Origin of the sequence: Kitasatospora sp. NBC_01287 (assembly GCF_026340565.1) — a bacterium.
Taxonomy (GTDB): Bacteria; Actinomycetota; Actinomycetes; order Streptomycetales; family Streptomycetaceae; genus Kitasatospora.
The window spans coordinates 5,868,248-5,893,632 of record NZ_JAPEPB010000001.1; the positions used below are offsets into that span (position 1 = coordinate 5,868,248).

Genomic DNA, 25,385 nt, shown 5'->3' on the forward strand with positions numbered 1-25,385 from the left:
GCGTGCGGCCCGGAGCTGTTGTCCGCAGCGGAACGGGCAGGCGACGCGGAAGGCGAGAACTGATGAGCGGCGAGGACCAGCGGCAGGCCGGACACGGCATCCGGCAGGACGTCAAGGGGGTGGTGCGCGGCACCGCGCCCGCCCCGCTGTCCATCCTCGACCTGGCCCCCGTCGGCACCGGGTACACCCCCGCCCAGGCGCTGGCCGCCACCACCGAGCTGGCCCGCGGCGCCGAGCGCTGGGGCTACCACCGCTTCTGGGTGGCCGAGCACCACGGCATGCCGGGGGTGGCCAGTTCCACCCCGGCCGTGCTGATCGCCCACCTCGGCGCGCACACCAGCACGCTGCGGCTCGGCTCGGGCGGCGTGATGCTGCCCAACCACGCGCCGCTCGCGATCGCCGAGCAGTTCGGCCTGCTGGAGGCCCTGCACCCGGGCCGGATCGACCTGGGCCTGGGCCGGGCCCCCGGCACCGACCCGGCCACCGCCCGGGCGCTGCGCCGCGGCGAGGTCGAGGACCCGGACGACTTCCCGCGCCGGCTGTCCGAGCTGACCCACTTCCTGGACGGCGACTTCCCCGCCGGCCACCCGTACGCGCGGCTGCGCGCGGTGCCCGGCGGTGCCGAGCGCCCACCGCTCTGGCTGCTCGGCTCCTCCGGCTTCAGCGCCCAGCTGGCCGGGCGGCTGGGCCTGCCGTTCGCCTTCGCGCACCACTTCAGCGGGACCAACACCGTCCCGGCGCTGGAGCTGTACCGGGAGAGCTTCCGTCCCTCCGAGGTGCTGGCCGAGCCCTACGCCCTGATCGGCGTCAGCGCCGTGGCCGTGCCCGAGGGCGGCGCACCAGCCGCCCGCCGGCTGGCCGCCTCGGCCGGGCTCGGCATGCTGCGGCTGCGCCTGGGCAAGCCGGGGCCGATCCCGTCGCCGGAGGAGGCCGCCGCCTACCCCTACAGCCCCGCCGAGGCCGAATTCCTGGAGGGCTGGCTGGACAACCTGGTCCTGGGCGACCCGGGCGAGGTCGCCGACGGCCTGGAGGAGCTGCGCAAGCGCACCGGCGCCGACGAGCTGATGGTCACCTCCCACGTGCACGGCCACGAGGTGCGGCTGCGCTCCTACGAGCTGATCGCCCAGGCCTACGGGCTGCTCGGCTGACGCGCCGCACAGCTTGAGGCTTGAAGATCGAGCTAGGCCGTGTCCGACAATTCGCGTCGCGGGCCCGGCGGGAATTGTCGGACACGGCCTAGGGGCGCAGCGCGGGCTGGTCGGGGCCCGGCGTGCGGATCCGTCCCTCGCGCAGTATCGCGGCGACCAGCGTCGCCGCTCCGGGCCGGGCGAAGTACCAGCCCTGGGCGGTGTCGCAGCCGGTCAGCCGCAGCCGCTCGGCCTGGGCCGCGTTCTCGATGCCCTCGGCGGTGACGGTCAGGCCCAGGTCGTGGGCGAGCCGGACCATGGCGCCCACGATCTGCTCGTCCGCCTCGCTGCGCCGCGAGCGTAGGTCGGGGCGGCCGACCGGGGCCGGGTCGCGGAAGCCCTCGATGAAGGTGCCGTCCAGCTTCAGCGCGTGCACCGGCAGCCGGGAGAGGTAGGCGAGGTTGGAGTAGCCGGTGCCGAAGTCGTCGATGGCGATCCGCACGCCCATGTCGGCCAGCGCCTGCAGTGCCTGCAGCGGCCGGCCGCCGGGCCCGAGCACCGCGCTCTCGGTCAGCTCCAGTTGGAGCAGCCGGGCCGGCAGCCCGGTGCGCTCCAGCACCTGGGCGACGTCCGCGACCACGTCGGAGTCCCAGATCTGCCGGGCCGCCAGGTTGACACTGACGAAGGCCTCGGTGTCCGGGAACTCGGCCAGCCAGCCGCGCGCCTGCTTGCAGGACTCCTCCAGCACCCACTTGCCGAGCGGCACGATCGCCCCCGACTCCTCGGCCAGCGGGATGAACCGGTCCGGCGAGAGGGTGCCGAACCGCGGGTGGCGCCAACGCACCAGCGCCTCGGCGCCGTGCACCGTGCCGTCCGCCAGGCCCACCAGCGGCTGGTACTCGACGGTGAACTCGCCGCGCTCCAGCGCCGGGCGCAGCGCAGTGGAGAGCAGCCGGCGGGTCAGCTGGTGGGCGCCGCGGTCGCGGTCGTAGAGGGTCCAGCGGGCCCGGCCGTCGGACTTGGACCAGTAGAGCGTGGCGTCGGCGTCCTTCACCAGGTCGGTGGGGCTGGTGCCCTGGACCGGACGCTCCACCACCCCGACGCTGGCGGTGACCGCGAGCCGGTGCCCGGCCACCTCGAAGGGCCGCTCCAGCAGGGTGAGCACCTGGGCGGCGAGCGTGGTCAGCTGCTCGCTGCCCTCGCTGTCGGCGACCAGCACGGCGAACTCGTCACCGCCGAGCCGGGCCACCAGCCACCCCTCGCCGCCCGCGAAGCGCCGCTCCAGCCGGGCCGCGACCGCGGTCAGCAACTGGTCGCCGATGTGGTGGCCGAGGGTGTCGTTGATCGCCGCGAAGCCGTCCAGGTCGAGGTAGCAGACGCCGACCCGGCGCCCGCCGCTCTCGCCCGCGGGCTGCGGCCCCGGCAGGCAGGCCGCGTTCAGCCGCTCGAAGAAGTAGGTGCGGTTGGGCAGCCGGGTCAGGGGGTCGTGCAGTGCCTGGTAGGCCAGCCGGTCGCCGAGCCGGCGCCGCTCGGTGACGTCCTCGAACATGGCCAGGGTGTAGAACGGCTGCCCCTCCGCGTCGCGGACCAGCGAGATGGTGACGCTGCTCCAGACCTCGCGCCCCTCGCGGTGCTTGAGCTGCTTCTCCACCCGCAGCCGGTCGCGCCGGCCGGCCACCAGCTCGCGGTAGAGCCGGCGCGGGGTGTCCTCGGGGTCGATGATCTCGTGGATGTGCATCCCGACCAGCTCGGCGACCTCGCGGCCGAGCATCGCGGCGAAGGCCGGATTGGCCTCGATCACCAAGTCCTCGGTGTCGACCAGGACCATGCCGATGCCCGCGTCGGCGAAGGCGGCCCGGAACCGGGACTCGCTGGCGCGCAGTGCGGCGAGCAGCTCATCGGTGGCGGGCAGCTCGGGGGGCGGCACGGGCAGCACCGCCGCGCAGCCGGGGCAGCGGGGCTCGGCCGGTTGGCCCGGCTGCTCCGACCCCGGTGGCCGCGGTGACCGCGGTGTTTGCGGGGGCTGCTCCAGCCGACCCGGCACCTTGGACCGCTGGGACTCGGTGGGGGGCAGCGTGTCCTGTCGCACGCCGTTGCGGTGTGCGTCGGCCCCCTCGTTCCGGCCTCGCACTGCATGCTCCCGTCCGCCGCTGACGCTCGCTTGCCACGCTCGTTCGCCACGCTCTCCGTGCCGCTGTCACCGGCTCGGACCGACCGGTTGCAGCCGGACCCGCCAATTGTCAAGAGCAGAGCACTGCGCCCGATCATAGGCCGCGCACCGAAGCCTGGGCCACAGCCGACAGGGTGATTCGCGGCGTTTCGGGGGAGGCCGGGCGACAACGGACACGCCCCCGGCGGGCACCAGGTGGTGCGCGCCGGGGGCGTGCGCGGGGTGATCAACGCCGTGATCAACGCCGTGATCAACCCGCTGCGGACTGACGGAAGGTCAGGCCAGCTTCGCGCTGAGCGTGATGGTGGTGCCGGCCAGCGCCTTGCTGACCGGGCAGTTGGCCTTGGCGTCCTCGGCGGCCTTTACGAAGCCCGCCTCGTCCAGGCCCGGCACGTCGCCGACCACGGTCAGGTGGATCCCGGTGATGCCGGGGCCCGGCTGGAAGGTGACCTCGGCCTGCACGTCCAGCTTGGTGGGCGGGGTGCCCGCCCCGGCCAGGCCGTGCGAGAGCGCCATCGAGAAGCAGGCCGAGTGGGCGCCCGCGATGAGCTCCTCAGGGCTGGTCTTGCCGTTCGGCTCCTCGGAGCGGGCCGGCCAGGACACCGGGAACTGGCCGATGCCGGACGAAGCGAAGGTCACCTCGCCCTTGCCGTCGACCAGGTTGCCTTCCCACGCGGTGCGAGCGGTGCGAACAGTTGCCACGATCGGTACCTCCTGCTGCTCAGATGCGCTGTGCTGCGCTGAAAGAGACGTCGGTATGTCAGTTCCGGTCACGCCGCCCCCAGCCTACTGCTCGCGCGCTGCGGCTCAGGGGAGCTGACAGAACGTCACCCGGGCGCCGCCCGGGTCGGTGCACGGCACCATCCGGCCGTACGGCGAGTCGAACGGGTCGCGCAGCACCCGGCCGCCCAGCCCGCGCACCTGGTCCGCGGCGTGGTCCGCCTCGGGTACCGCGAAGTACGTGGCCCAGTGCGGCTGCGGCACCGCCGCGCGGGAGCGCCCGCAGACCGGCAGTCCGGCCGAGCCCGGCAGGCTCCACTCCGTGTAGTCGACGGCGCGACCGTCGCCCACCTGCTTCTGCTGGTAGGGGAAGAGCTCGGCGAAGAAGGCGTCCGACCCGTCGGCCTCGGGTGTGGTCAGCTCGTGCCAGCACACGGCGCCCGGCTCGCCGTACACGGCCGCGCCGTGGTGCCCGCCGGCCTGCCAGAGGCCGAAGGCCGCGCCCGCCGGGTCGAAGGCGAAGGCGAGCAGCCCGGCGCCCGGCACCTGGTGCGGGCCGAGGACGGCTGTGCCGCCCGCCCGGGTGACCCGGTCGAGGACGGACGCCAGTTCGCTGGTGGCCAGGTAGACGTTCCAGGCCGAGGGCAGCCGCTCGGCCCCGGCGGGCGGCCGCATCAGCGCGGCAGCCGGGCGCCCGTCCAGCAGGCACATGGTGTAGCCGTCGTAGGCGGGCCCGAGCTCCTGGAACTCCCAGCCCATGATCGGGCCGTAGAAGTCCTGGGCGCCGAGCGGGTCGGCGCAGGTCAGGTCGGACCAGCAGGGGGCGCCGTCGGGGTAGGAGTCGCGCACGGGCATGTGAGGGCCTTTCGGGGTGGGGGCGGCTGTCTGCCTGTGCGTCAGAATCCGACCGGTGCTCACTGTCCGCAACCGGAGCGCCGCGCGGGGTGGCGGTCGGCGCGGGGCTCGGCGCGGCGGCCGAGGGCTGTCCACATGCCGGACGATCCGTGCAATTGGAGCGAGCCGCGGAGCCCTGGCCTGTTAGATTTGCCCGGCCCGCGCGCCGGGCGAGCCCCAGCGTCCCCTGGCCCCCGGCCACCGGCCACCGGCCACCGTCCGCGCCCGGCCCCCGCGGCCCCGGCGCCCCGCACCGGAGCAGACCCGATGACCGAGCAGCCCGCGACCGACCGCACCACCTCACTGGACGACGTGGACGACGCCGTCCGCGCCGAACTGGCCGCCCTGCGCCAGAGCATCGACAACATCGACGCCGCGGTCGTCCACATGCTCGCCGAGCGTTTCAAGGCCACCCAGCGGGTCGGCACCCTGAAGGCCGCCCACAGGCTCCCGGCCGCCGACCCGGCCCGCGAGCGCGACCAGATCAAGCGCCTGCGTGAGCTGGCCGCCGGGGCGCACCTGGATCCGGTCTTCGCGGAGAAGTTCCTCAACTTCATCATCGCCGAGGTCATCCGCCACCACGAGGCGATCGCCAAGGACGTCTCGACCGGCCCGCGCGGCGCCGCCTGACGGGAGCGGCCCGCGCGGCGCCGCCTGACGGACCGGCCGGGGCCGTTGGCGCCGGGCGCTCAGGCCGGCGGCAGGTAGCCCTTCAGCGGGCGCCGGGCCAGGGCGGAGCGCAGCGCCTCGTCGAGGGTCGGCGCGAGGGCGAACTCCAGCCCGCTGAGCCGCCGTTCGCCCATCTGGGCCAGGTCGGGCTTGTGGCGGGCGGGGAGCACCAGGTGCTCGGCGTAGCCGCGCTTCGCCGCGGCGAGCCGGTCCTTGAGCCCGGTGACCGGCAGCAGGTCGCCGGTCGGCGCCAGGCCACCCGTCACCGCGACGTCCGTGCGCACCAGGTGGCCGCCGAGGAGCGAGACCAGGGCGACGGCGACGGCGAGGGCGGCGCCCGCGGCGTCCTCGGCGGTGGCGGCGGGCGGCACGTCGCCGTAGGGCTCCTCGACGTGCAGGTCGTGCCTGGCGAACCAGTCGGGGGCCAGCCGCGGCAGGAAGTCGGCGGCCCGGCCGCGCACGCTCTCGACGGCCGCCCCGGTCCGGTCCGCGAGCAGGTCCCCCAGCCGCCCGGTGGCCGTCAGGCGGCCCTTGCCGGCCTTCATGGTCACCGCGACCGGCAGCAGCACACCGGCGACCGGCGTCCAGGCCAGGCCGAGCCGCTGGTCGTAGCGGTGGGCGAGCCGGTCGGACTCCGCGCGGTGGTGCATGTGCTCCTGGAGGTCGGCCTCGTAGTCGACGGCCACCTTGCCGTGGTCCTCGGGGTCGTACCAGACCGGGACGCTGCCACCCTCGAACTTCAGCGTGTGCAGCCGGGTCAGCACGGTCGCCTCGAAGGGCAGCTCGGCCCGGTTCGGCGGGACGACGCGCAGCTTCAGCCGGCAGTTCATCCAGCCGCCGCTCAGGTCCTCGTCGGAGGACCGGTGCGAGCGCAGGTGGCCGCCGCCGCCGACGGTCGTGACCGAGAGGATCTCGGCCCTGGCGCTGCGGCCGTTCTGCCGCAGCTCGTTCAGGAGATGCTTGTGCTTGAAGAGCATCGACGCCCCTTCGGGAGCCGCCCCCGGCGGGCGGGACCCCTAGCTTACGAATGGCTTGCGAACGCGGTCGCCGGGCCCGGCGACCGGTGCGTCCCGCGCGCCGGACGCGCCCCGGGCCCGGAGAGACGCGCCGCCGCCCCGGCCGGTTCCGAGGCCTGGGTTCGGCCGCCCCGGAGGCCCTAACCGCGTAGCCCGGCCGAGGCCGGCGGGTGCTCGGCCGCAGGGCCGGCCGGCTCCGTCAGGGCGGTCGGGGCGGCCTCGGGCTCGCCCGGTGCGCGGCCGGCCTGGGCGGCGAAGGCACCGAGCAGCACCAGCAGGCCGCCGATCAGCTGGGCGGTGCCGAGGTGCTCGTCCAGCAGGAACCAGGCGGTCACGGTGGCGACCACCGCCTCGATGTTGGCGACCACGCCCGCGACCGGCGGCGAGAGGTGGCGCACGGAGACCACGCCGGTCAGGTAGGCGAGGACGGTGGCGACCAGGATCATCCAGGCGGCCGGCAGCAGCGCCGGGACGTGGTGCCCGGCCATGGTCACCTGACCGCCGAGCCTGCTCCAGTCGGCCTCCCAGGGCCGGGTCACCGCGGTCAGCGCCAGCGACCCGATCAGCAGGCCGTAGGCGGCCACGCCCAGCGGGTCGGCGGGCTTCTCACCGCGGCCGCCGGCGTCGGCGAGGACGAAGTAGCCGACCTGGCAGCAGGCCGCGCCGAGCGCGAAGAGCACGCCGAGCGCGTCGAAGCCCAGCCCGTTCCACACCTGCACCACGAAGGCGAGGCCGGTCACGGCGACGCCGGCGCCGATCGCCGCGCCCCTGGTCACCGGTCGGCGCTGCACGAAGCGCACGTAGCCGAGCAGCAGCGGCGGTCCGAGGTATTCGATCAGCAGCGCGACGCCGACCGGGATCCGGGATATCGCCGCGAAGTAGCAGGCCTGTACGCCCGCCACGCCGAGCAGTCCGAAGCCCAGCAGCAGCACCGGCCGGTCCCGCACGATCCGGCGGTGCCGCCAGGCCAGCGGCAGCAGGATCACCGCGGCGCCGGTGGCCCGCAGCCAGACCACGTGCAGCGGGGAGAGGCCGGCCTCGATCAGCGGTTTGGCGGCGGTGCCGGAGCCCCCGAAGGACACGGCGGAGATCAGCGCGAGCGTGAGGCCGACGGCCCGGCGGGAGCGGTGCGTGGTGGCCGGGGTGGAGTGCATCGGTGCATTCTGCCAGGTCCCGGACAAAACCGGACGGGTGGGGGCGCGGGGACCGGTCCCGGGCGGACGCCGGGCGGGCCCGTGCCGGGCGCCGCTGGGCCCGGCCGTCGGTTCAGCCCTCGGTTCAGCCCTCGGTTCAGCCGGCCGTCGCCGGGACCGGCGGCGAGGCGTCGGGTCGGACGGGCGGCGCGGGCTGTGACGGGGTGGGCGGGCTCGGCGTCGGCGGGGTGGGCGGGGTGGGCGTGGGCCTGGCCGGGGTGGCCGGCTCGACCGGGGTGGACGTGGTCGGCCGGGCCGGCGGCGGGGTGGGCGGCACCGCCGGGTGCGTTGGGCTCGCGGGGCCGGCCGGCGGGGCGGCGGGGCTGCCCTGGGTGGCGGGGGTGTGCGGTGCCGACGGGTGCGCGGGGCCGGGGGCGGCCGGTCGGCCGTGGCCGGGCGCGCGCGGGTGCGGGGTGCGGGGGGCGCTCGGGCCGGGGGTGCCGGCCGCCTCCTGCGGCGGGAGCGCGCCGCCGGGCGCGGTGAAGTCGCGCACCGGCGCGCCCTGGAGCGCGGCCTTCATGTAGTCGGTCCAGATCTGCGCGGGGTACCCGCCGCCGTTGACCCGGCCACCGCCGGCCGCGCCCGAGAGCGTGACCTGCTTCCCGGTGCCCGCCTGCTCGCCGAACATCGCCACCGAGGTGACCAGCTCCGGGGTGTAGCCGACGAACCAGGCCGAGCGGTTGCCGTCGGTGGTGCCGGTCTTGCCGGCCGCCGGCCGGCCCAGGTCCTGGGCCCGCCAGCCGGTGCCGCCCTGGTCGGCGACCACGCCGCGCAGCATGTCGGTGACCTGCCGGGCGGTCTGTGGGCTCACCCCCTGGCCGCTCTGCCGCGGCGGCAGCGGCACCTTGGCACCGTCCAGCTGGACCGCCTGGACCAGCCACGGGGAGATCCGCTGCCCGTCGTTGTCCAGCGTCGCGTAGACCCCGGCCAGGTCCAGCACGCTGGGCATCGAGACACCCAGCGGCAGCGAGGGCACCGGGTCCAGCTCGTTGGTGTCGGCCGGCAGGCCCAGCGCGATCGCGCTCTGCTTGACCTTCTCCAGCCCGGTGTCCTGGGCGAGTTGGGCGAAGGCGGTGTTGACCGACCAGTCGGTGGCCTGGCGCAGGGTGATCCGGCCGTACTCGCGCTCGCCCTCGTTCGGCGGCGCGTACGGCGGATTCGCGGTGCCGCCCTGCACCGGGCGGCGGTTGGCGCCGTCGTAGACCGTGTCCGGGGTGATCGCGCGTCCGTCCTGGGTCTTCGCCCCGCTCTCCAGCGCGGCGGCCAGCGCGATCGGCTTGAAGGTCGAACCGGCCTGGTAGTCGCGGCGGGTGGCGTTGTTGACGAAGTGCGCGGTGTAGTCCTCGCCGCCGTACATCGCCAGCACCGCACCGGACTTGGGATCGAGGGAGACCGCGCCGGTCTGGACGTCGGCGTCGGCGGAGCGCTGGTCGGAGTCCAGCTGATCGGTCAACTGCTGCTGCACGGCGCCCTGCAGCTGCGACTGGCGGTCCCGGTCGATGCTCAGGGTGATCCGGTAGCCGCCCTTGGCGAGCGCGGCCTCGTCCACCAGCTGATGGGCGACCAGGTAGTCCTTGGCCGCGTCCACCAGGTAGCCGGCCTGCCCGGTCAGCCCGAGCGCGGGCTGCGGCGCCCGCACCTGGGGCAGGGTGAGGTCGGCGCGGTCGGCGGCCGGCAGCCAGCCCTCCTTCACCATGCCGTCCAGCACGTAGTTCCACCGGGCGGTGGCGGCCCGCTTGCCGGCTGCGGTGGCGGTCGACAGGTCGTACGCCGAGGGCGCGTTGAGCAGGGTGGCCAGGTAGGCGCCCTGGGTGGCGTCCAGCTTGGCGGCGTCGACGCCGAAATAGGCCTGGGCGGCGGCCTGGATGCCGTAGGCGCCGCGGCCGTAGTACGTGGTGTTCAGGTAGTTCGCCAGGATCTCCTGCTTGGAGAGGGTGGCGTCCACCTTGAGCGCGATGAAGATCTCCTTGGCCTTGCGGCTGATCGTCTGACTCTGCGTCAGGTAGGCGTTCTTCACGTACTGCTGGGTGATCGTGGAGCCGCCCTGGGCGCCCTTGCCGGTCGCGGTGTTCCAGCCCGCGCGCAGCAGCGCGGCCGGGTTGACGGCGCCCTCGCGGTAGAAGCCGCGGTCCTCGGCGGCCAGCACCGCGTGCTGCGCCTCGGTGGAGACCTGGTCCAGCGTCACGCTCTGCCGGTTGGTCTGGCCGGTCTGGGCGAGCACCGAGCCGTCCCGGTAGAGCCAGGTGTTGCGCTGCGCGGTCGCCGCCGCGTGCGCGTCCGGCACCCGCACCAGCAGGACGCCCAGGGCGAAGAGTCCGACGCCGAGCAGCACCGCCGCGGCGCCGGAGAAGAGCGCGAACCGCCAGGTGGGCACCAGTCGCCGCCAGCCGGTGCGGCGCGGCCGCCCCGAGTGCAGCACGCGGCGCGGCAGCGAGCGGGGAGCGGTTCGCGGCACGGGAGGCCTCTCTCTCAGCCCCGTGACGGTCGTTCACGCGGTGGGCGGTCGGGGTCGGCTGCGGGGCGGGGAGCCGGACCTGGGCAGGACCTTGACAGCGTGCCGGGGGCCGTTCGATGGATGGTAGGGACTTTTGTCCCTTTTTTAAGCAAGTGACACGAGAAGTCACGATTAGGGTTGAATCGTGTCCGTCACCGACCAAGCCGCACCGCCGCGTCCGGTCACCGCGCCCCGGCCGTCGCCCCGATTGCCGCGCCGATCGCCGCGCCGGGCCGCCGGGCCCGCCCGTGCCGCCCTCCCCGCCGGTGCCTAGCTGTTCTGACCCGTGAGGTTGGGGACGCGGCTGGCGGGTGATTGGCCCTTGAGCGCGGTGTGTCCGCGGTGGTGATTGTAGGTGTGGAGCCAGGCGGGGTAGGCGTCGCGTCGTTCCTGCTCGGTGCGGTAGGGCCTGGCGTAGGCCCATTCGTCGAGCAGGGTGCGGTTGAAGCGTTCGACCTTGCCGTTGGTCTGTGGCCGGTAGGGCCGGGTTCGTTTGTGGGTGATCCCGGCGGCGGCCAGGACGTCCCGCCAGGGGTGGGACTTGTAGCAGGAGCCGTTGTCGGTCAGCACGCGCTGGACGGTGATCCCGGCCTGGGCGAAGAAGTCCTGGGCTCGGGTCCAGAACGCGGCGGCGGTCTCCTTGCGCTCGTCGGTCAGGATCTCGCTGTAGGCGAGGCGGGAGTGGTCGTCGACGGCGTTGTGGAGGTAGCTGTAGCCGGTGCCGGAGCGGGTCTTGCGGCCGGCCTGGCGGCCGAGCACCTGGTGGCCGCCGCCGTCGGGGATGTTGCCGAGCTTTTTGATGTCGACGTGGACCAAATCGCCTGGTGCGTCGTGTTCGTAGCGGCGGATGGCGCGGCCGGTGGCGCGGTCGAGGTGGGTGAGGCGGGCGAGGCGGTAGCGGGTCAGGACCCGGTGGACGGTGGCGGGGTTGAGCCCCAGCAGGTAGGCGATGCGGGCCGGTCCCCAGCGGCGCAGGACGCGGACCTTGATGATCCGGCGCTCGGTGCGGGTCGGGGTGCGGCGCGGGCTGTGGTGCGGGCGGCTGGACCGGTCGTCCATGCCGGCCTCGCCCAGGGCCCGGTAGCGGTCCGCCCAGCGCTTGGCCGTGGTGGGCGAGACCTGGAAGCGTTCGGCGGCCCGGCGCAGCGGCCAGCCGTCCTCGACCACGCATCGGGCCAGGCGCAGGCGTCCGGTCTCAGTCAGGGGTGCGTTACGGTGTGGCATGAGGGCCTTTCTGGCGCTGGGGTAGATGTCGCAATCCACACCTGGCCAGAAGGCCCTCACTCATTTCAAGATCTGCCAGCCGTGAGCCCTGTCACCAACCTCCGTGGTCAGTACACCTAGCGCGGCCCTTCCCGCCGGCAGCCGGCTGCTGCGGCTGGGCGGCACCGTCACGCATGCGCGGTGCGAGGGCAGCGGACCGGTCTGCGTGCTCAGCGGCGGGCTCGGCTGCGCCTGGTTCGACTGGGACGCGGTGGCCGGGGCGCTGCTGCCGCGGCGCACCGTGGTCCGCTTCGACCGGCCCGGCTACGGGCTCAGCGCGCCCGGCGCCGAGGCGCCCACGCTCGCCGCCGAGGCCGAGCGGCTGCGGCAGCTGCTCGACGCGCTCGGCCTGGCCGGGCCCTGCGTGCTGGTCGGCCACTCGCTCGCCGGCTTCCACGTGGAGGCCTTCGCCCGGCTGCACCCGGCCAGGACCGCCGCGGTGGTGCTGGTCGACGGCAGCACCGAGCCGAGCGCCCGAGCCCGGCCGCTGCCCGCCCTGCGCGCGGTGGCCGCGCGGACGGCGGCCGGGGCGGCCCGGGGCCTGGCGGTGCCCTACCTGCTGGGACCGCCCGGTCGGCGGCTGGTGGTGCGGCTGGCCACCGTGCGGGGCCGCGACCCGGCGCCGCCGGGCCTGGTGCGCCGCTGCTACCGCACCGGGCGGGCGCTGCGCGCGGCCCTGCTGGAGAACACCTGCTACCTCGACCAGGCCGAGCAACTGCGCCTGCTGCGAGCGCGGTTGCCGCTGACGGCCCCGGTCGTGGTGCTGGCGGCGGCGGACGGTGGCCGATCGCGGCGCGCCGGGCGCCGACTGGCCGGGCAGGCGCGGCTGGCCGCCGAACTCGGCGGGGTGCTGCGGCTGGTCGAGCCGGCCGGGCACCTGCTGATGCTGGATCAGCCGCGCGCGGTGGTCGACGCCGTGCTGGAGTTCTGACGAGCCGTCAGGAGCGCGGTGGGCACCGCCGCCGAGGGCTGCGCCAGCACCTCCCCGGGCAGCGGCAGCCACAGGTGCACCGCGAAGCCGCCGCCGGGCTCCGGGGCCGCGTCCAGCGTGCCGCCCAGGATGGCGGCCCGCTCGCGCAGGCCGATCAGCCCGTGGCGCCCGCCCGGCAGCTCGGGCTCGGTGCGCGGGCCGCCGGGCGCCGCGTTGCGCACGGCGACCCGCACGAAGCCGGGGCCGATCCGCAGCAGCACCTCGGTCGCCGCGCCCGGCGCGTGCTTGCGCACGTTGGTCAGCGCCTCCTGCACGGTGCGGTAGGCGGCCCGCTCCACCGGCTCGGGCAGCGGGCCCTCCAGGTGGCCGTCCACCCGCAGCACCGCGTTCACCTCGGCGGCCGCCACCAGCCGCGGCAGGTCGGCCAGGCGGGGCTGCGGCGCCAGCTCGGTCGGTCCGGCGCCGGCCGCCCGCAGCACCAGGATCATCGACCGCAGCTCCTCCAGGGTGGCCACCGCGAGCCCGCGCAGGGTGGCCGCCGTCTCCCGGGTCGCCGGGTCCTTGGTGGTCACCTGCAGCGCCCCCGCCTGCACCGCGATCAGCCCCGCCTGGTGCGAGACCACGTCGTGCATCTCGCGCGCGATCCTGGCCCGCTCCTCGGCGATCACGGTCTTCGCGTACAGCGCGCGCTCGTGGTCGCGCAGCGCGGCCAGTTCGGCGACCCGCTCGGAGAGGTCGAGCCGGGTCTGCGCGAGCAGCCCGAGCACCACGGGCCCGGCGCCCAGCATGCTCCCGTAGATCAGGTGCTGGGTGATGTCGCTGAAGGTCTCCTGGCGCAGCAGGCCGATCGGCCAGGGCAGGAAGCTGCCGACCGCCACCACCAGGGCCGCCAGCTGCTTCTGCCACAGCGCCCGCTCGGTGCGGGCCAGCGTGTACGCGGCGATCATCGCCGCGACCAGCGCGCTGCCCGCGTACAGGCCCGGCAGTGTGAGCAGCAGCACGGCGCGCGGGAAGCGGCGGCGGGCCAGCAGGACGACGGCGGCCGCCAGCGACACCAGGAAGTGCCAGTCCCGCGGTGGCGGGAAGTTGAGCAGCGCGTCCAGCGCGGCCGGTATCACCAGCAGGACGTCGACCGCCCAGGGGTGCCAGCGCCGGGGCGCGGGGCGCAGCCGGCGGCCGAGGCGGCGTATCCGGGCGGTGCTGTCGTTCGCTCTGGGGACGTCGCTGGTGCTCACCCGGGTACCTCGCCTGCTCTTGCCGCTCGTCCGCTCTGACCTGGCTCCATCGCCCCCGACGACGCTACAGGACCGTCGCGGGCGATGACGGGGACAGTGGTCGGGGGCCCGGCGGTTCCCGGCGCGGGGGCGGCGGGACGGTGGGGGCTGTCGGTGCGGCCTGCTGTACTCGGTGCAGCCGTGCGGCGCCGATCGCCGCGCGCCTGCCCAGGAAGGGGCCCGGTATGACCGCGCTGCCGCACGATGTCACCGCGATCACCCTGTTCGTCGAGGATCTGGAGCGCGCCAGGGAGTTCTACCGCGCGCTCTTCGAGCTCGACCCGATGTACCAGGACGCGGACTCGGCCGCCTTCAGGTTCGAGCACACGGTCGTCAACCTGCTGCGCGGCGCCGAGGCCCACGAGCTGGTCACGCCGCTGCCGGTGGCCGCCCCCGGGCTCGGTTCGCGCTGCCTCTACACGATCGCGGTGGACGACGCGGACGCGGCCGCCGCCCGGCTGGCCGAGCTCGGCGTACCGGTGCTCAACGGCCCGATCGACCGCCCTTGGGGCCTGCGCGCGGTCTCCTTCGCCGACCCCGACGGCAACGTCTGGGAGCTGGCGCAGGACCTGCCCCCGGCGGCCGGCTGAGCACCGGAGCGTCAGTCGGCGGCTCCGGCGCGCTTGACGGTCCGCAGGATCGGCGTCGTCTCGATGCGGCGCAGGCCCGGCAGGGCGCCGAGCTCTCCGCAGACGGAGTCGTAGAGCGTGCGCGCGTCCGGGCTGAGCAGCGCGGCGAGCAGGGCGCCGTCGGCCTCGCCCGCCGTCACCGGCCGGGCGGCGGCGGCCGGGGTCAGCGCGGCGAGCTGCCGCGCGGTCAGCCGGCCGGTGACGGCGGGCCAGCCGGTCGGGCCGCCCCGGAAGGTGTGCAGCAGGCAGTGCGCGCTGATCGCGGTCACCCGCCGCCCGGTGGGCAGCCGGGGCGCGGTCGGCGCCGCCCCCTGCGTGGTGCCGCCGCCGCGCTCGCGGTGGCCCGCCAGGGAGCCCGCTTCGTGCTGCTCGGCGCGCTCTCGGGGCAGCTGGCCGCGCACGGGACCGGCCGGCCGGCGCCGGTCGAGCTGGACTCCTTCCAGCTGCTGCTGAAGAAGATCACCCTGCGCGGCTACAGCGCCGATGACGACCCGCGGGCCGAGGCGGAGTGGCTGGAGAAGTTCGGTGCCTGGCAGCGCGCGGGCACCGTCGGGTTCCCGCACGCGCGGATCCCCGGGCTGGAGAACGCCCCCCGCGCGCTGCTCGAAACCATGGCCGGGCAGCACCTGGGCACCGTGATCGTGGAGCTCTGAGGCCCGCCCGGACGGGGTCGTCCGCGAGGCTCCGTCCGGGCCGGCCGCCCGGTTCAGCAGGGCGTACCGCGCGGGTTCAGCAGGGCGTACCGCGCGGCCAGCCGTACCGCGCGTCGATCAGGTACTCGCCCGGGGCCGGCGCGGTGAGCCTGGTCCAGTCGCCGTCCTGGCTGAGGCAGGCCCCGGCCGGGCCGTGCGCGGTGAGCCAGGGCGACCACGGGATGCGCAGCAGGACCGGGCCGGGCGTGCTGACGGTGAGCCGCAGCTGGGCGTCGTCGGCGTGCTCGACGTTGGCGGGCGGGTCGGCGAGCGGGACGGCGTCGGAGACCTTGAACAGCCGCCAGTTGTCGTCGTGCCACACCTCCTGCAACCAGTCCTGGCCGCTGCGGATCAGCGCCGCCTCGGCGTCGGCGGCCACATCGGTGGGGCCGGCCGGCAGGGCGACGTAGGCCACCGCCCAGCGCCGCAGCCAGTCGTGGTAGCTGTCCGGGGTGAGCGAGTTGTCGTAGAAGAGCGGGTTGCGCTGCACGTCGGCCTGCCGGTTCCAGCCGCGGGCCAGCTCGGCCGCCTTGGTCAGGCCCCAGGACTCCCAGTGGTTGAGCATCGGGACCGCTTCGAGCCTGGCCTGGTCGGCGTGCAGCCCGCGCAGTTCGGCGAGCAGCGCGTCGGCCTGCCGGGCGGGCGGCGGGACGGGGATGCCGATGATGTTCGCGCTGACCGTCCAGTACCCGGTGATCGCGACCGCGACCAGTGCCGCCGGGGTCCGCCGCCAGTCGGGTCGCCCGGCGCAGAGCGCGGCCAGCACCAGCACGCTGCCGAAGATCAGCGCGAGCCGCTGCACATTGCTGCCGATCGGTGTGTGGAACACCCAGGTCAGCACGGAGCCGACGGCGTAGACCAGGCAGCCCAGCCGCAGGGTGCGCCAGGCCGGCGGGCTGACCAGCGCCACCACGGCCGAGCAGCCGACACAGATCAGCGCGGTGGGCCAGGAGATCGGATCGATGCCGGAACCGGGGAAGAGCAGCGCCGTGCCGACCACCACCACCGGCGGTGGCCCGGCGAGCGCCCAGCCGATCCGGCGGCGGCCGGTGAGCAGCAGCGCGGCCGCCGCCACCTCGACGAAGAGCCCGGCCACCGGGCTGGCCAGGGTGGCGAGCAGCGCGCAGCCGGCCGCCCAGGCGATCCGCCGCCGGCCGGCCGCCGGTCCAGGCCCGATGGGCAGCAGCGCGGCCAGCCCGAACATGATGCCGAGCGCGAAGGTCACCCGGCCGGCGGCCACGTTGCAGGAGAGCGCGAAGGCCCCCCAGAGCACCACCGGCAGCGGCCGTCGCACGCCCGCCCGGACCACCAGGTGCGCCAGCACCGCCGCCGAGACGACGCAGCCGGCCACCGCGGTCGTGCGCACCCCGAGCAGGGCCATCAGCCACGGGGTCAGCACGCTGTAGGAGGCCGGGTGCATGCCGCCGTACCAGGCCAGGTCGTAGGCCGAACCCGGGTGGCGCGCCGCGAAGTCCGCCCAGGCCCACTGGGCGGCCAGGTCGCCGCTGACCCCGGCCACGAAGTGCGCCCAGAGCACCCCGAGGACCAGCGCGGCCGCCGCGGCGACCCGGACCGGGCGGCTCGGCGACAGCCACCGCGGCAGCACTCCCGCGAGGCCGGGCCTGGCGCTGCCGCCGGGCTGCGGGCCTGTGGGCGGCGGGCCGGCGGGTGGCGCGGCTGCCTGCTGCGGAGCGCTCACTGCTTTGGTACTCCCGTCATCGGAGGGCGTCTCAGGTCGGCCGGGTGGACGGTCGGTGTGTTCGTCCACCAAGGATCACCACAAGGATCATCACAAGCGGCCGCCCGGCGTGGTCGCCCAGGGGTGCCCGAGCCGTTGTCAGGTCACACGCGAGGAACGGATCTGACGGTTCACGCCGTTCCCGGTGCGGGGTGCGGGGTGCGGGGTGCGGGGTGCGGGGTGCGGCTGCCTCGGGTGGCTGGCCGTGCGAGGTACGCCGAAGGGCGCCCTCCCGGAGGAGGGCGCCCTTGGTGGGCTGGTGCCCTGTTGTGCGCCGCCAGGGACTCGAACCCCGGACCCGCTGATTAAGAGTCAGCTGCTCTAACCAACTGAGCTAGCGGCGCCTGTTCAACGCGGAGAACATTACCCGACCGGCGGCCCGGTGCCGAAATCGGCCGGGAGTGCCGCTCGCGTTCAGCGCTGGGCGGCGTGGACCCGCAGCAGCATGCCGTGCAGCTGCTCCCGCTCGGTGGCGCCGAGCGGGGCGAGCACCTCGTCCTGGACCGCGGCGGCGATGCCGCGCAGTTCGGTGAGCGCGGCCAGGCCGACCGGGGTGAGGCTGACCTGGATCCGGCGGCGGTCGGCGGCGGAGCGGGCCCGCTCGACCAGACCGGCGCGGCTCAGCTCGTCCAGCAGGCGCACGATGTCGCTCGGGTCGATGCCCAGCCGCTCGGCCAGCTCCCGCTGGACGTGCGGGCCGAAGTCGGCGAGCGCGGTCAGGATCGAGTAGTGCCACAGCCGCAGCTCCCGCTCGGCCAGCCGCTCCGCGAGCCGGGCCCGCGCCCGGCGGCCGGTCTGCGCGAGGAGGTAGGTGGTCAGGTCGAGCAGGCTCGGGGGCAGGGCGGGTGCGGGGTCCATGGCGCAGATTGTAGGGTGGCGACCAATAGTGGGTCTTCACCCACTGAATCTCTCCGGAGGCCGCGATGGACGCGCTCTACCCCCGCCTGCTGGTCACCCGGTTCGCCGAGTGCTTCCGCTTCTACGACGCGGTGCTGCCCGAACTCCTCGGCGCGGTACGGCAGAAGGGGGACGAGTCCGGCCCCTACGCGAACTGGGACGTGGCCGACCAGGGCGTCCTGGTGCTCTTCGACCGGGCCGCGATGGCCGCCGTGGTCGGGGCCGGCGCGCTGCCGCCGAGCGCCCCGCCGGCCCAGGACGCGGTGATGCTGGTCTCCCGGGTCGCCGACGTGGACGCGGCCCTCGCCCACTGCCTGGCCCGCGGCGGCACCCTGGCGGCGTCGGCGGCCGACCGCCCCGAGTGGGGCCCGGGCCTGCGCTCGGCCCACCTGCGCGATCCCGAGGGCACCCTGATCGAGCTGCAGTCCTACTGAGCGGGGACGGGCGGGGCGCGCCCGTGCGGAGCGCGCCCCCGTGCGGTCGGCGGCCGGCCTCAGGCAGCCGGTGCCTTCGTCCGCAGGATCTCGATGAACGCCCGCAGCCAGCCCGGGTGGTCCGGCCACGCGCGGGCCGAGACCAGGACGCCGTCCACCACGGCCTCGCCGTCCTGGTAGGTCGCGCCCGCGGCCCGCACGTCCGGTTCGAGCGCCGGGTAGGCGGCGGTGGTGCGGCCGGCCAGCGAGCCGGTCGCGCCGGTGATCAGCGGGCCGTGGCAGATCTGCGCCACCGGCTTCTCCGCCTCGAAGAAGTGCCGCACGATCCGCTGCACCTCGGGGTCGTTGCGCAGGTACTCGGGCGCGCGGCCGCCGGGGATCACCAGCGCCGCGTACTCGGCCGGGTCGACCTCGGCGAAGGCCAGGTCGGCGGGCCAGCTGTAACCCGGCTTCTCGGTGTAGGTGTCGTAGCCGTCCTCGAAGTCGTGCACCACGAAGCGCAGCTTCTTCTTGCTCGGCGCGGCGATGTCGACCTGGTAGCCCTCCTCGCGCAGCCGCTGGTACGGGTAGAGCACCTCAAGCGACTCGGCGGCGTCCCCGGTGACGAGCAGCACCTTCACAGCCATGCGTGGCCTCGTTTCGACGGCTCGGTGGTTCGTGGCTCCGCCAACCTCCCCATCGCGCCGAGCACGGAAACGCCGAAGGCCCCTCGCTCGGAACTTCGAACGAGAGGCCTTCGACCGTCGGTGCGCCGCCAGGGACTCGAACCCCGGACCCGCTGATTAAGAGTCAGCTGCTCTAACCAACTGAGCTAGCGGCGCTTGCTGACCCGGAGAACATTACACGGCGCGCGGGGAAACACCGAATCGTCATGGGCCGGTAGCGCAGAGTCAAAGGCCTGGTGGGCCGGGTGGTGCGGCCCGTCCTGGTGGTGCGGCCCGCCCGGGTGGTCGGCGGTCGCGATCGGCGCCGCGCCACCAGAGCAGCGCGACGACCAGGAAGGACACTGCCGAGAAGGCGGCCGCCCACCAGGCGGTGGGGCCGTCGCCGCTGAGCCACGCGTTGGTCCCCACGGTCAGGGCCCAGAGCTGCCCGGTCAGCGCGGCCAGCGCGATCGCCACGCGGGCGGTGATCGGTGCCACCCGCCCGGGCGCCGGCCCGCCGAGCGGGTCCGGGCCACCGTCCGTGTCCGGGCCGCCCGCGCTGCTCCCCGGGACGCTGTCCGGACCGCCATCCGGGGCGAGGCCGGTGCAGTAGTCGGGCGGGTAGGTCCGGTAGCCGCCGGGGGGTGGTTCCGGCGCGGCTCCGGCGGCGTCGTGGGTCACGTCTGCTCCTTGACCGGGGTGGAGGGCGCGCTGGTCGGGCCGTCGCAGCCGGCCTGCCGGGCCAGCTCGGGATCGCGGTCGCGCAGCTCCCGGCACACGCCCTGCTCCTCGCTCTCGCCCGACCGGGCGGTGCCGATCGCCCAGATCGCGCCCGCCGGGTCCTCCACCAGCACCACCTTCGGCAGGCCGCGCGGCGGCGGCCCGGCCGTCACGGCGCCGGTCCTGATGTCGAACGCGCCTCCGTGGCAGGGGCAGTGCAGCTCGCCGGCGATCCCCTGGTCAGGGCGCCAGAGCAGCCCGCAGGCCAGATGGGTGCAGACGCCGGAGTAGCCCGCCAGGGTGCCGTCGCCCAGCCGCACCCCGAAGGCGCGGTCCTTCGCGGTCGGGTAGTCGAAGGTGATGGTGTCACCCGGGCCCAGCTGGTCGGCGACCTTGAGCGGATCGGCACCGCCGTCACCGTGGCGGGGCAGCACCCCCGCGGCGACCACCGCTGCGCCGACCGCCAGGCCGCCGGAGGCGGTGGCGACCAGGCGCAGGTAGTCGCGCCTGCTGGTCCCGGCCGGGGTGGCGGCAGCGGGGGTGTCGGGGGCGGCGGTGCCAGCGGGGGCGGCGGTGGCGTCGAGCGGATCGCGCCGCTCGTCCTCAGGAGCGCTCACGTGCCCGCTCCGCTCCCGTGCGCGCGGTGCTCAGCAGCTGCGGCCAGCGGTAGCCGAACGGCAGGTAGAGCAGCGTGAAGACGACCGAGGCCAGGTGCAGCGCGGCCAGGAACTGGTAGCCGCCGCCGTGCAGCGCGAGCGCGGAGAAGGTCAGCAGCAGGCCGGTCACCGCGACCGTCAGCAGCGCGAGCAGCGGCAGCGGCCCGTACCCGTACCCGTCCCCGGACTTGGACCCGTACCTGGAGCGCGTGGCGCCGAGCCGCTCGCCGGCGCGGTTCCGCAGCCGCAGCAGGTAGCCGGCGCCCGCGAGCACCAGCAGCGCCGCCAGGTCCAGGCCGTGGAAGAGCGACCAGGCCACCGGTCCGTCCGCGTCGAAGTCGAGCAGCCGGTAGCCCCAGAGCCGCAGCTGGTACCCGGATCCGGCCGGGTTGCCGACCGCCGCGCAGGTGAACCACCCCCAGCTCAGCGGCAGTGCGATCAGCGCGGCCAGCAGGCAGCCCCAGCCCAGCAGTTGGCGCGCCACGCGCTGGCCGCGCGAGCGCGCGCCGGGGAGCCTGCGCAGGCCCAGGTGGCCCAGCGCCAGCCGGGGGAGCGCGCGCGGCACGGCGGTGGGGCCGGGGCGCGCGGCCACGGTGCGGCGGCTGAGCCGGAGGTAGCGGCGGGTGGCCGGGGAGCTCATCCAGAGGGTGTAGCGGTGGGCGAGGCCGAAGCCCAGCAGGACGGTGACCGCCGCGTACGGCACCTGCGCCGCGTCGAGGTCGCGCAGCCCCCGGCTGCCCGCCACGATCGCCAGCACCAGGAAGAGGGTGGCCAGCGTGGCCACCAGGACCGGCCGCTGGGTGGTGGTGCGGGGTGGCAGTTCCGGCTCGGCCCACGACGGCCGGGGCCGTGGATCCCACTCCTCGTACGCGGCGGGCTCCTGCTCGGACACGGCCACCTGGGGACCTCCACGGGCGGGACGGACGGCTGCCGCGCTGCTGCTCCCGGCACTGCCTGGCAGGCTAGGCGGCTCCCACCGCGGCCGCCTGCCGGAGCGGGCGTCCGGGTGAGCGCGGATGACGGGGTGTCAGTCGGGTCGGCATCAGAGGGGAGCGGCGCTCCCGGTTGACCACTCCCCGGCCGCCGGGTAGTGGCAGGCCGCTCCGTGGTCCACCCCGGGTGCGGCCTCCGTGAGGGCGGGGGGTGCGGTCTCGCAGAGCGTCTGACGTGACGCGTCGAGGGTGGCGTAGACGGGGCAGCGGGGGCGGAAGGCGCAGCCCGTCGGGCGGGACGTCGGGGACGGGGGGTCGCCGGGGAGGAGCAGGCGGGTGCGGGTGCGTTCGGCGGCGGGGTCGGGCAGGGGGACGGCGGAGAGCAGGGCGCGGGTGTAGGGGTGGCGGGGGGCGGTGAAGACGGCGGTGGCGGTGCCGTGTTCGACGGTGCGGCCCAGGTACATCACGCTGACCCGGTCGGCGAGGTGGCGGATCACCGAGAGGTCGTGGGAGACGAAGAGGTAGGCCAGGCCCAGCGAGGACTTGAGCTCCTGGAGCAGGTTGAGGACGCCGGCCTGGATGGAGACGTCGAGGGCGGAGACCGGCTCGTCGAGCACCAGGAGTTCCGGGGAGACGACCAACGCCCTTGCTATGGAGATGCGTTGGCGCTGGCCGCCGGAGAACTCGTGCGGGTAGCGGGAGGCGTGGGTGGGGTCCAGGCCGACCTGGGCGAGCAGGGCGGGGACGCGGGCGGCGATGGTGGCGCGCTCGGTGCCCAGGGCCTGCAGGGGTTCGGCGATGATGTCGCTGATCGGCATCCGGGGGTCGAGGGAGGCCATCGGGTCCTGGAAGACGATCTGGAGCCGCGAGCGCAGGCGGTGGCGCGCCTCGCGGGTGAGGGTGGCGGTGTCCTGGTCCAGCAGCTCGATCCGGCCCGCCTCCGGCTTGGCGAGGCCGAGGATCTCGAAGAGCGTGGTCGACTTGCCCGAGCCCGACTCGCCGACCAGGCCCAGGGTTTCGCCGCGCCGGATGTCCAGCGAGACGCCGTCGACCGCGTAGACCTCGCCGACCTTGCGCTTGAAGACGCTGCCCTTGAGGACGGGGAAGGTCTTGCGGAGGTCGGTGATGGTCAGGACGGGGGCGAGGGTGGAGCGGTCGGAAGGGGGAAGGAGAGGGGGGAGTTCGGGCACCGGGTAGATGTCGGCGGGGGAGGGGCGGTCGGTGGCCAGGTGGGCCGCGCGCAGGCAGGCCGCCTGGTGCTCCGCGGGGCCGGCGAGCGCGGGTTCGGTGGTCCGGCAGGCGTCCTCCACCAGCGGGCAGCGTGCCGCGAACGGGCAGCCCGCGGGCAGCGCGTTGAGCGCCGGCGGGCTGCCGGGGATCGGCACCAGCGGGCCGCCGGTGCGGTCGAGTCGGGGCACGGCGCCGATCAGGCCCAGGGTGTAGGGGTGGTGCGGCGCGGTGAAGAGGTCGTCCACGAGGGCGGTCTCGACCACCCGGCCCGCGTACATCACCGCGACCCGGTCGGCCATCTGCGCGATCACGCCCAGGTCGTGGCTGACCAGCACCAGTGCCGCGCCGGTCTCGCGCTGGGCGGTGCGCAGCACGTCCAGCACCTGGGCCTGGATGGTGACGTCCAGGGCGGTGGTGGGCTCGTCGGCGAGCAGGATGTCGGGGTTGTTGGCGACGGCCATCGCGATCATCGCGCGCTGGCGCATGCCGCCGGAGAACTCATGCGGGAAGCTGTCGAGCGCCCGCCGCGGGTCCGGGATGCCGACCAGGTCGAGCAGTTCGGCGGCCCGGCGCCGGGCGGCCGCCTTGTCGGTCTTCTGGTGCACCCGCACCGCCTCGGCGATCTGGTCGCCGATCCGGTAGACGGGGGTGAAGGCGGAGAGCGGGTCCTGGAAGACCATCGCGATCCGGCGGCCGCGGATCCTGGCCAGTTCGCCGCTCGGCAGGCCGACCAGCTCACGCCCCTCCAGCGCGACCGAGCCGCGCACGGTGGCGGTGCCGGGCAGCAGGCCGAGGATCGCCAGGGCGGTGACGGACTTGCCGGAGCCGGACTCGCCGACGATGCCCAGGGTCTCGCCGCGCTCCAGGGTGAGGTCGACGCCGCGCACGGCGGTGGTGGCCGGGCGCCGGCGGGCGCCGCCGAAGTCGACCCGCAGGTCGCGGACGGCGAGCAGGGGGGAAGCGACGGGGGAAGCGACGGTGGTCATCAGGCCTTACCTTCAGTGGACTTGCCGAGCCGCGGGGCAGCGCCGAGCCGCCGGGCAGAGCCGAGCCGCCGGGCCGGGCGTCGCCGCCCGGCCTCCGCCGTCGGGTCGAGCGCGTCGCGCAGCCCGTCGCCGATCAGGTTGACGGCCAGCACGAAGAGCACCAGCAGCCCGGCCGCGAAGTAGAACATCCAGGGGTAGGTGGGCGCCGCCTCGGTGCCGTCGGCGATCAGGGTGCCGAGCGAGACGTCGGGGGCTTTCACGCCGAAGCCGAAGTAGGAGAGCGCGGTCTCGCTCATCACGGCCGAGCCGACCGCGATGGTGGCGTCCACGATCAGGTAGGAGGCGGCGTTCGGCAGGATGTGGCGCCAGATGATCCGCAGCGGCCGCACCCCCATGAACTGCGCGGCGCGCACGAATTCGCGCTCCTTCAGCGAGATGGTCATCGAGCGGACCACCCGCGCGGTGATCATCCAGTTGAAGGCGGCCAGCAGCACCACGAAGGCGACCCAGCCGCCGCTCTGCAGCCGGGGCGAGACGATCGCGATGACCAGGAAGCTGGGGAAGACCAGCATCAGGTCGACGAAGAACATCAGCAGCCGGTCGGCCCAGCCGCCGAAGTAGCCCGCGCAGGAGCCGACCAGTCCGGCCGCCACGGTGGAGAGCAGCGCCACCAGCAGCCCGATGATCAGCGACTTCTGCAGCCCGCGCAGGGTCTGCGCGTAGACGTCCTGGCCCAGGCTGCCGGTGCCGAACCAGTGGGTGCTGGACGGGGGTTCGCGCAGCGCCGAGTAGTCGATGTCGGTGTAGTGCCAGTGCGTCAGGTAGGGGCCGACGAAGGCCAGCAGGAAGAGCAGCACGACGATGGCCAGGCCCGCCAGCGCGCCCGGCGCGCCGAGCAGGCGGTTGAGCACCAGCCGGCCCCGGCTCGCCGGTGCTGCCACGGGTGCCGCCGCCGGCGGCTGGTCCTGTGCGACCGCGGTCACCACGGCGTCCCCCATCACGCACGCACCCGGGGGTCGAGCGCGGCGTGCAGTGTGTCGGCCAGGAAGCCGGAGGCCAGGATGGTCACGGCGGTGAAGAGGTTGACCGCGACCACCGCGTTGACGTCGTTCTCGAAGAGCGAGCTGATGAACCACTCGCCCATCCCGTGCCAGCCGAAGATCACCTCGGTGAAGGTGGCGCCGGTGAAGACGCTCAGGATGTTGTAGGCGAAGAGGGTCGACATCGGGATCACCGCGGTGCGCAACCCGTGCTTGAGCAGCGCCTGGCGGCGGGTCAGACCCTTGGCCTCGGCGGTGCGCAGGTAGTCCGAGCCGAGCACGTCCAGCATGGTGGAGCGCTGGTAGCGGCTGTAGGTGGCGATCCCGGTGAGCGCCAGCGAGAGCGTGGGCAGCAGCAGGTGGACGCCCCAGTCGACCAGGTGCGCGCCGAGCCCGCCCGCGAGCCCGGGGGTCTCGTAGCCGGTGAAGTTGATCAACTGGTGTCCGGAGGCCAGGTTGACGGCGATCGCGCCGTTCTTCAGGAAGAGCGCGATCAGGAAGACCGGGGAGGAGAGCACCACGAACGACAGGACGGTCAACGCCCGGTCCGAGAAGCGGTACTGGCGCACCGCGCCCCAGGCGCCGGCGGCCACCCCGAGCACGGTGCCGAGCAGGCTGCCGACCACCAGCAGCCGCAGCGAGACCCAGAGCCGGCGGCCGAAGTCGGCGTTGACCGAGGTGTTGTGGATGCTCTGGCCGAGGTCGCCGTGCAGCAGCCCGTCCGCCCAGTGCCCGAAGCGCACCACCACGGGCGTGTGGTCGTTGATGCCGAGCGCGGTCAACTGCCGGTCCACCGCGGCGGCGGCCGGGCGCGGCGTCTTGTTCTCGAAGTACGACCGCGGGTTCAGCGCCGCGCTGGAGAGCGCGTAGGCGAGGAAGACCGAGACGATCAGGAGGACGACGTAGTAGGCGAAACGCTTCGCCAGATAGCGCAGCATCAGCGGCTCCGGAGAGCCGGCCGGGAGCTGCGACTCCCGATAGTCATGACCAATTGCCTTCGCTCGATGGGTGTTCGGAGCAGCTTCGCGCAGCGGAA

Annotated in this window: 24 protein-coding genes and 2 tRNA genes; 6 read left to right on the plus strand and 20 right to left on the minus strand. The window is 74.8% G+C overall.

Annotation, left to right across the window (positions count from 1 at the left end):
* Nucleotides 1-62 precede the first annotated feature (62 nt).
* Entirely contained in the window at nt 63-1,148 is a 1,086-nt protein-coding gene (locus OG455_RS25440) for an LLM class flavin-dependent oxidoreductase (protein WP_266297432.1), read from the plus strand.
* A gap of 88 nt (nt 1,149-1,236) precedes the next feature.
* Here OG455_RS25440 and OG455_RS25445 read toward each other — a convergent pair whose 3' ends face one another.
* The 3 genes from OG455_RS25445 to OG455_RS25455 form a co-directional block, all read right to left on the minus strand.
* The gene (locus OG455_RS25445; protein ID WP_266297434.1) at nt 1,237-3,054 is read right to left on the minus strand and encodes a bifunctional diguanylate cyclase/phosphodiesterase; all 1,818 of its coding nucleotides are present in this window, start codon (nt 3,052-3,054) and stop codon (nt 1,237-1,239) included.
* Between the two features lie 519 nt (nt 3,055-3,573).
* The gene (locus tag OG455_RS25450) at nt 3,574-3,999 is read right to left on the minus strand and encodes an OsmC family protein (RefSeq protein ID WP_266297436.1); all 426 of its coding nucleotides are present in this window, start codon (nt 3,997-3,999) and stop codon (nt 3,574-3,576) included.
* Between the two features lie 105 nt (nt 4,000-4,104).
* Nucleotides 4,105-4,872 (minus strand): VOC family protein, encoded by a 768-nt coding sequence (locus OG455_RS25455; RefSeq protein WP_266297438.1) that lies wholly within the window; start codon nt 4,870-4,872, stop codon nt 4,105-4,107.
* 306 nt (nt 4,873-5,178) lie between these two features.
* Between OG455_RS25455 and OG455_RS25460 the strand changes: the two genes are divergently transcribed.
* Nucleotides 5,179-5,541 (plus strand): chorismate mutase, encoded by a 363-nt coding sequence (locus OG455_RS25460; RefSeq protein WP_266297440.1) that lies wholly within the window; start codon nt 5,179-5,181, stop codon nt 5,539-5,541.
* 59 nt (nt 5,542-5,600) lie between these two features.
* Here the strand turns inward: OG455_RS25460 and OG455_RS25465 are convergent, their stop codons facing one another.
* The 4 genes from OG455_RS25465 to OG455_RS25480 form a co-directional block, all read right to left on the minus strand.
* A complete protein-coding gene (locus OG455_RS25465; protein ID WP_266297442.1) occupies nt 5,601-6,557 on the minus strand; it encodes a S16 family serine protease in 957 nt (318 codons plus the stop codon).
* Between the two features lie 179 nt (nt 6,558-6,736).
* Nucleotides 6,737-7,750 carry a DMT family transporter gene (locus OG455_RS25470; protein WP_266297444.1) on the minus strand — a complete coding sequence of 338 codons (1,014 nt, stop codon included), beginning with the start codon at nt 7,748-7,750 and terminating at the stop codon, nt 6,737-6,739.
* Nucleotides 7,751-7,886: 136 nt separating this feature from the next.
* Entirely contained in the window at nt 7,887-10,244 is a 2,358-nt protein-coding gene (locus tag OG455_RS25475; protein ID WP_266297446.1) for a transglycosylase domain-containing protein, read from the minus strand.
* Between the two features lie 309 nt (nt 10,245-10,553).
* The gene (locus tag OG455_RS25480) at nt 10,554-11,507 is read right to left on the minus strand and encodes an IS481 family transposase (RefSeq protein WP_266297448.1); all 954 of its coding nucleotides are present in this window, start codon (nt 11,505-11,507) and stop codon (nt 10,554-10,556) included.
* Nucleotides 11,508-11,610: 103 nt separating this feature from the next.
* On the opposite strand from OG455_RS25480, the gene OG455_RS25485 reads away from it, so the two are divergent.
* Entirely contained in the window at nt 11,611-12,477 is an 867-nt protein-coding gene (locus tag OG455_RS25485; RefSeq protein ID WP_266297449.1) for an alpha/beta fold hydrolase, read from the plus strand.
* On the opposite strand, the gene OG455_RS25490 is transcribed toward OG455_RS25485, so the two are convergent.
* Nucleotides 12,438-13,712 carry a sensor histidine kinase gene (locus tag OG455_RS25490; RefSeq protein ID WP_266297450.1) on the minus strand — a complete coding sequence of 425 codons (1,275 nt, stop codon included), beginning with the start codon at nt 13,710-13,712 and terminating at the stop codon, nt 12,438-12,440. The genes OG455_RS25485 and OG455_RS25490 overlap by 40 nt on opposite strands.
* A 224-nt stretch (nt 13,713-13,936) precedes the next feature.
* On the opposite strand from OG455_RS25490, the gene OG455_RS25495 reads away from it, so the two are divergent.
* Complete coding sequence (locus OG455_RS25495; protein ID WP_266297451.1) at nt 13,937-14,341, plus strand: VOC family protein; 405 nt, start codon at nt 13,937-13,939, stop codon at nt 14,339-14,341.
* Nucleotides 14,342-14,352: 11 nt separating this feature from the next.
* Here the strand turns inward: OG455_RS25495 and OG455_RS25500 are convergent, their stop codons facing one another.
* On the minus strand, nt 14,353-14,649 hold the full coding sequence (locus OG455_RS25500) for a hypothetical protein (protein ID WP_266297452.1): 297 nt from the start codon (nt 14,647-14,649) through the stop codon (nt 14,353-14,355).
* On the opposite strand from OG455_RS25500, the gene OG455_RS25505 reads away from it, so the two are divergent.
* The gene (locus OG455_RS25505) at nt 14,629-15,033 is read left to right on the plus strand and encodes a hypothetical protein (protein WP_266297454.1); all 405 of its coding nucleotides are present in this window, start codon (nt 14,629-14,631) and stop codon (nt 15,031-15,033) included. The two genes, OG455_RS25500 and OG455_RS25505, sit on opposite strands and share 21 nt — an antisense overlap.
* 76 nt (nt 15,034-15,109) lie before the next feature.
* On the opposite strand, the gene OG455_RS25510 is transcribed toward OG455_RS25505, so the two are convergent.
* From OG455_RS25510 to OG455_RS25520, 3 genes are all read right to left on the minus strand, one after another.
* Nucleotides 15,110-16,771 (minus strand): MFS transporter, encoded by a 1,662-nt coding sequence (locus OG455_RS25510; RefSeq protein WP_266297456.1) that lies wholly within the window; start codon nt 16,769-16,771, stop codon nt 15,110-15,112.
* A gap of 309 nt (nt 16,772-17,080) precedes the next feature.
* Nucleotides 17,081-17,154, minus strand: a tRNA-Lys gene (locus OG455_RS25515).
* Nucleotides 17,155-17,224: 70 nt separating this feature from the next.
* On the minus strand, nt 17,225-17,668 hold the full coding sequence (locus OG455_RS25520; RefSeq protein ID WP_266297458.1) for a MarR family winged helix-turn-helix transcriptional regulator: 444 nt from the start codon (nt 17,666-17,668) through the stop codon (nt 17,225-17,227).
* A gap of 65 nt (nt 17,669-17,733) precedes the next feature.
* Here OG455_RS25520 and OG455_RS25525 point away from each other — a divergent pair, with 65 nt between their 5' ends.
* Nucleotides 17,734-18,141, plus strand: coding sequence for a VOC family protein (locus tag OG455_RS25525; protein ID WP_266297460.1), 408 nt, complete (start codon nt 17,734-17,736; stop codon nt 18,139-18,141).
* A gap of 59 nt (nt 18,142-18,200) precedes the next feature.
* Here the strand turns inward: OG455_RS25525 and OG455_RS25530 are convergent, their stop codons facing one another.
* The 8 genes from OG455_RS25530 to OG455_RS25565 all read right to left on the minus strand — a co-directional run bounded on the left by OG455_RS25530 (nt 18,201) and on the right by OG455_RS25565 (nt 25,287).
* Nucleotides 18,201-18,767: a DJ-1/PfpI family protein gene (locus OG455_RS25530; RefSeq protein ID WP_266297462.1), complete on the minus strand. Its 567-nt coding sequence runs from the start codon at nt 18,765-18,767 to the stop codon at nt 18,201-18,203.
* Nucleotides 18,768-18,888: 121 nt separating this feature from the next.
* A tRNA-Lys gene (locus OG455_RS25535) sits at nt 18,889-18,962 on the minus strand.
* 69 nt (nt 18,963-19,031) lie between these two features.
* On the minus strand, nt 19,032-19,466 hold the full coding sequence (locus OG455_RS25540; protein ID WP_266297464.1) for a hypothetical protein: 435 nt from the start codon (nt 19,464-19,466) through the stop codon (nt 19,032-19,034).
* A complete protein-coding gene (locus OG455_RS25545; RefSeq protein ID WP_266297465.1) occupies nt 19,463-20,122 on the minus strand; it encodes a Rieske (2Fe-2S) protein in 660 nt (219 codons plus the stop codon). The genes OG455_RS25540 and OG455_RS25545 overlap by 4 nt, the downstream gene beginning before the upstream one ends.
* On the minus strand, nt 20,109-21,059 hold the full coding sequence (locus tag OG455_RS25550; protein WP_266297466.1) for an MFS transporter: 951 nt from the start codon (nt 21,057-21,059) through the stop codon (nt 20,109-20,111). The genes OG455_RS25545 and OG455_RS25550 overlap by 14 nt, the downstream gene beginning before the upstream one ends.
* A gap of 144 nt (nt 21,060-21,203) precedes the next feature.
* A complete protein-coding gene (locus OG455_RS25555) occupies nt 21,204-23,309 on the minus strand; it encodes an ABC transporter ATP-binding protein (protein WP_266297468.1) in 2,106 nt (701 codons plus the stop codon).
* The gene (locus OG455_RS25560) at nt 23,309-24,295 is read right to left on the minus strand and encodes an ABC transporter permease (protein WP_266300953.1); all 987 of its coding nucleotides are present in this window, start codon (nt 24,293-24,295) and stop codon (nt 23,309-23,311) included. The genes OG455_RS25555 and OG455_RS25560 overlap by 1 nt, the downstream gene beginning before the upstream one ends.
* Nucleotides 24,296-24,306: 11 nt before the next feature.
* Nucleotides 24,307-25,287, minus strand: coding sequence for an ABC transporter permease (locus OG455_RS25565; RefSeq protein ID WP_266297471.1), 981 nt, complete (start codon nt 25,285-25,287; stop codon nt 24,307-24,309).
* Nucleotides 25,288-25,385: the final 98 nt, after the last annotated feature.

What these genes read in the sequence shown, in the direction of transcription:
- OG455_RS25465 (WP_266297442.1), bottom strand. Translation starts at nt 6,557, where the DNA reads ATGCTCTTCAAGCACAAGCATCTCCTGAACGAGCTGCGGCAGAACGGC.
- OG455_RS25455 (WP_266297438.1), bottom strand. Translation starts at nt 4,872, where the DNA reads ATGCCCGTGCGCGACTCCTACCCCGACGGCGCCCCCTGCTGGTCCGAC.
- OG455_RS25480 (WP_266297448.1), bottom strand. Translation starts at nt 11,507, where the DNA reads ATGCCACACCGTAACGCACCCCTGACTGAGACCGGACGCCTGCGCCTG.
- OG455_RS25520 (WP_266297458.1), bottom strand. Translation starts at nt 17,668, where the DNA reads ATGGACCCCGCACCCGCCCTGCCCCCGAGCCTGCTCGACCTGACCACC.
- OG455_RS25495 (WP_266297451.1), top strand. Translation starts at nt 13,937, where the DNA reads ATGACCGCGCTGCCGCACGATGTCACCGCGATCACCCTGTTCGTCGAG.
- OG455_RS25460 (WP_266297440.1), top strand. Translation starts at nt 5,179, where the DNA reads ATGACCGAGCAGCCCGCGACCGACCGCACCACCTCACTGGACGACGTG.
- OG455_RS25525 (WP_266297460.1), top strand. Translation starts at nt 17,734, where the DNA reads ATGGACGCGCTCTACCCCCGCCTGCTGGTCACCCGGTTCGCCGAGTGC.
- OG455_RS25555 (WP_266297468.1), bottom strand. Translation starts at nt 23,309, where the DNA reads ATGACCACCGTCGCTTCCCCCGTCGCTTCCCCCCTGCTCGCCGTCCGC.
- OG455_RS25530 (WP_266297462.1), bottom strand. Translation starts at nt 18,767, where the DNA reads ATGGCTGTGAAGGTGCTGCTCGTCACCGGGGACGCCGCCGAGTCGCTT.
- OG455_RS25565 (WP_266297471.1), bottom strand. Translation starts at nt 25,287, where the DNA reads ATGCTGCGCTATCTGGCGAAGCGTTTCGCCTACTACGTCGTCCTCCTG.
- OG455_RS25470 (WP_266297444.1), bottom strand. Translation starts at nt 7,750, where the DNA reads ATGCACTCCACCCCGGCCACCACGCACCGCTCCCGCCGGGCCGTCGGC.
- OG455_RS25440 (WP_266297432.1), top strand. Translation starts at nt 63, where the DNA reads ATGAGCGGCGAGGACCAGCGGCAGGCCGGACACGGCATCCGGCAGGAC.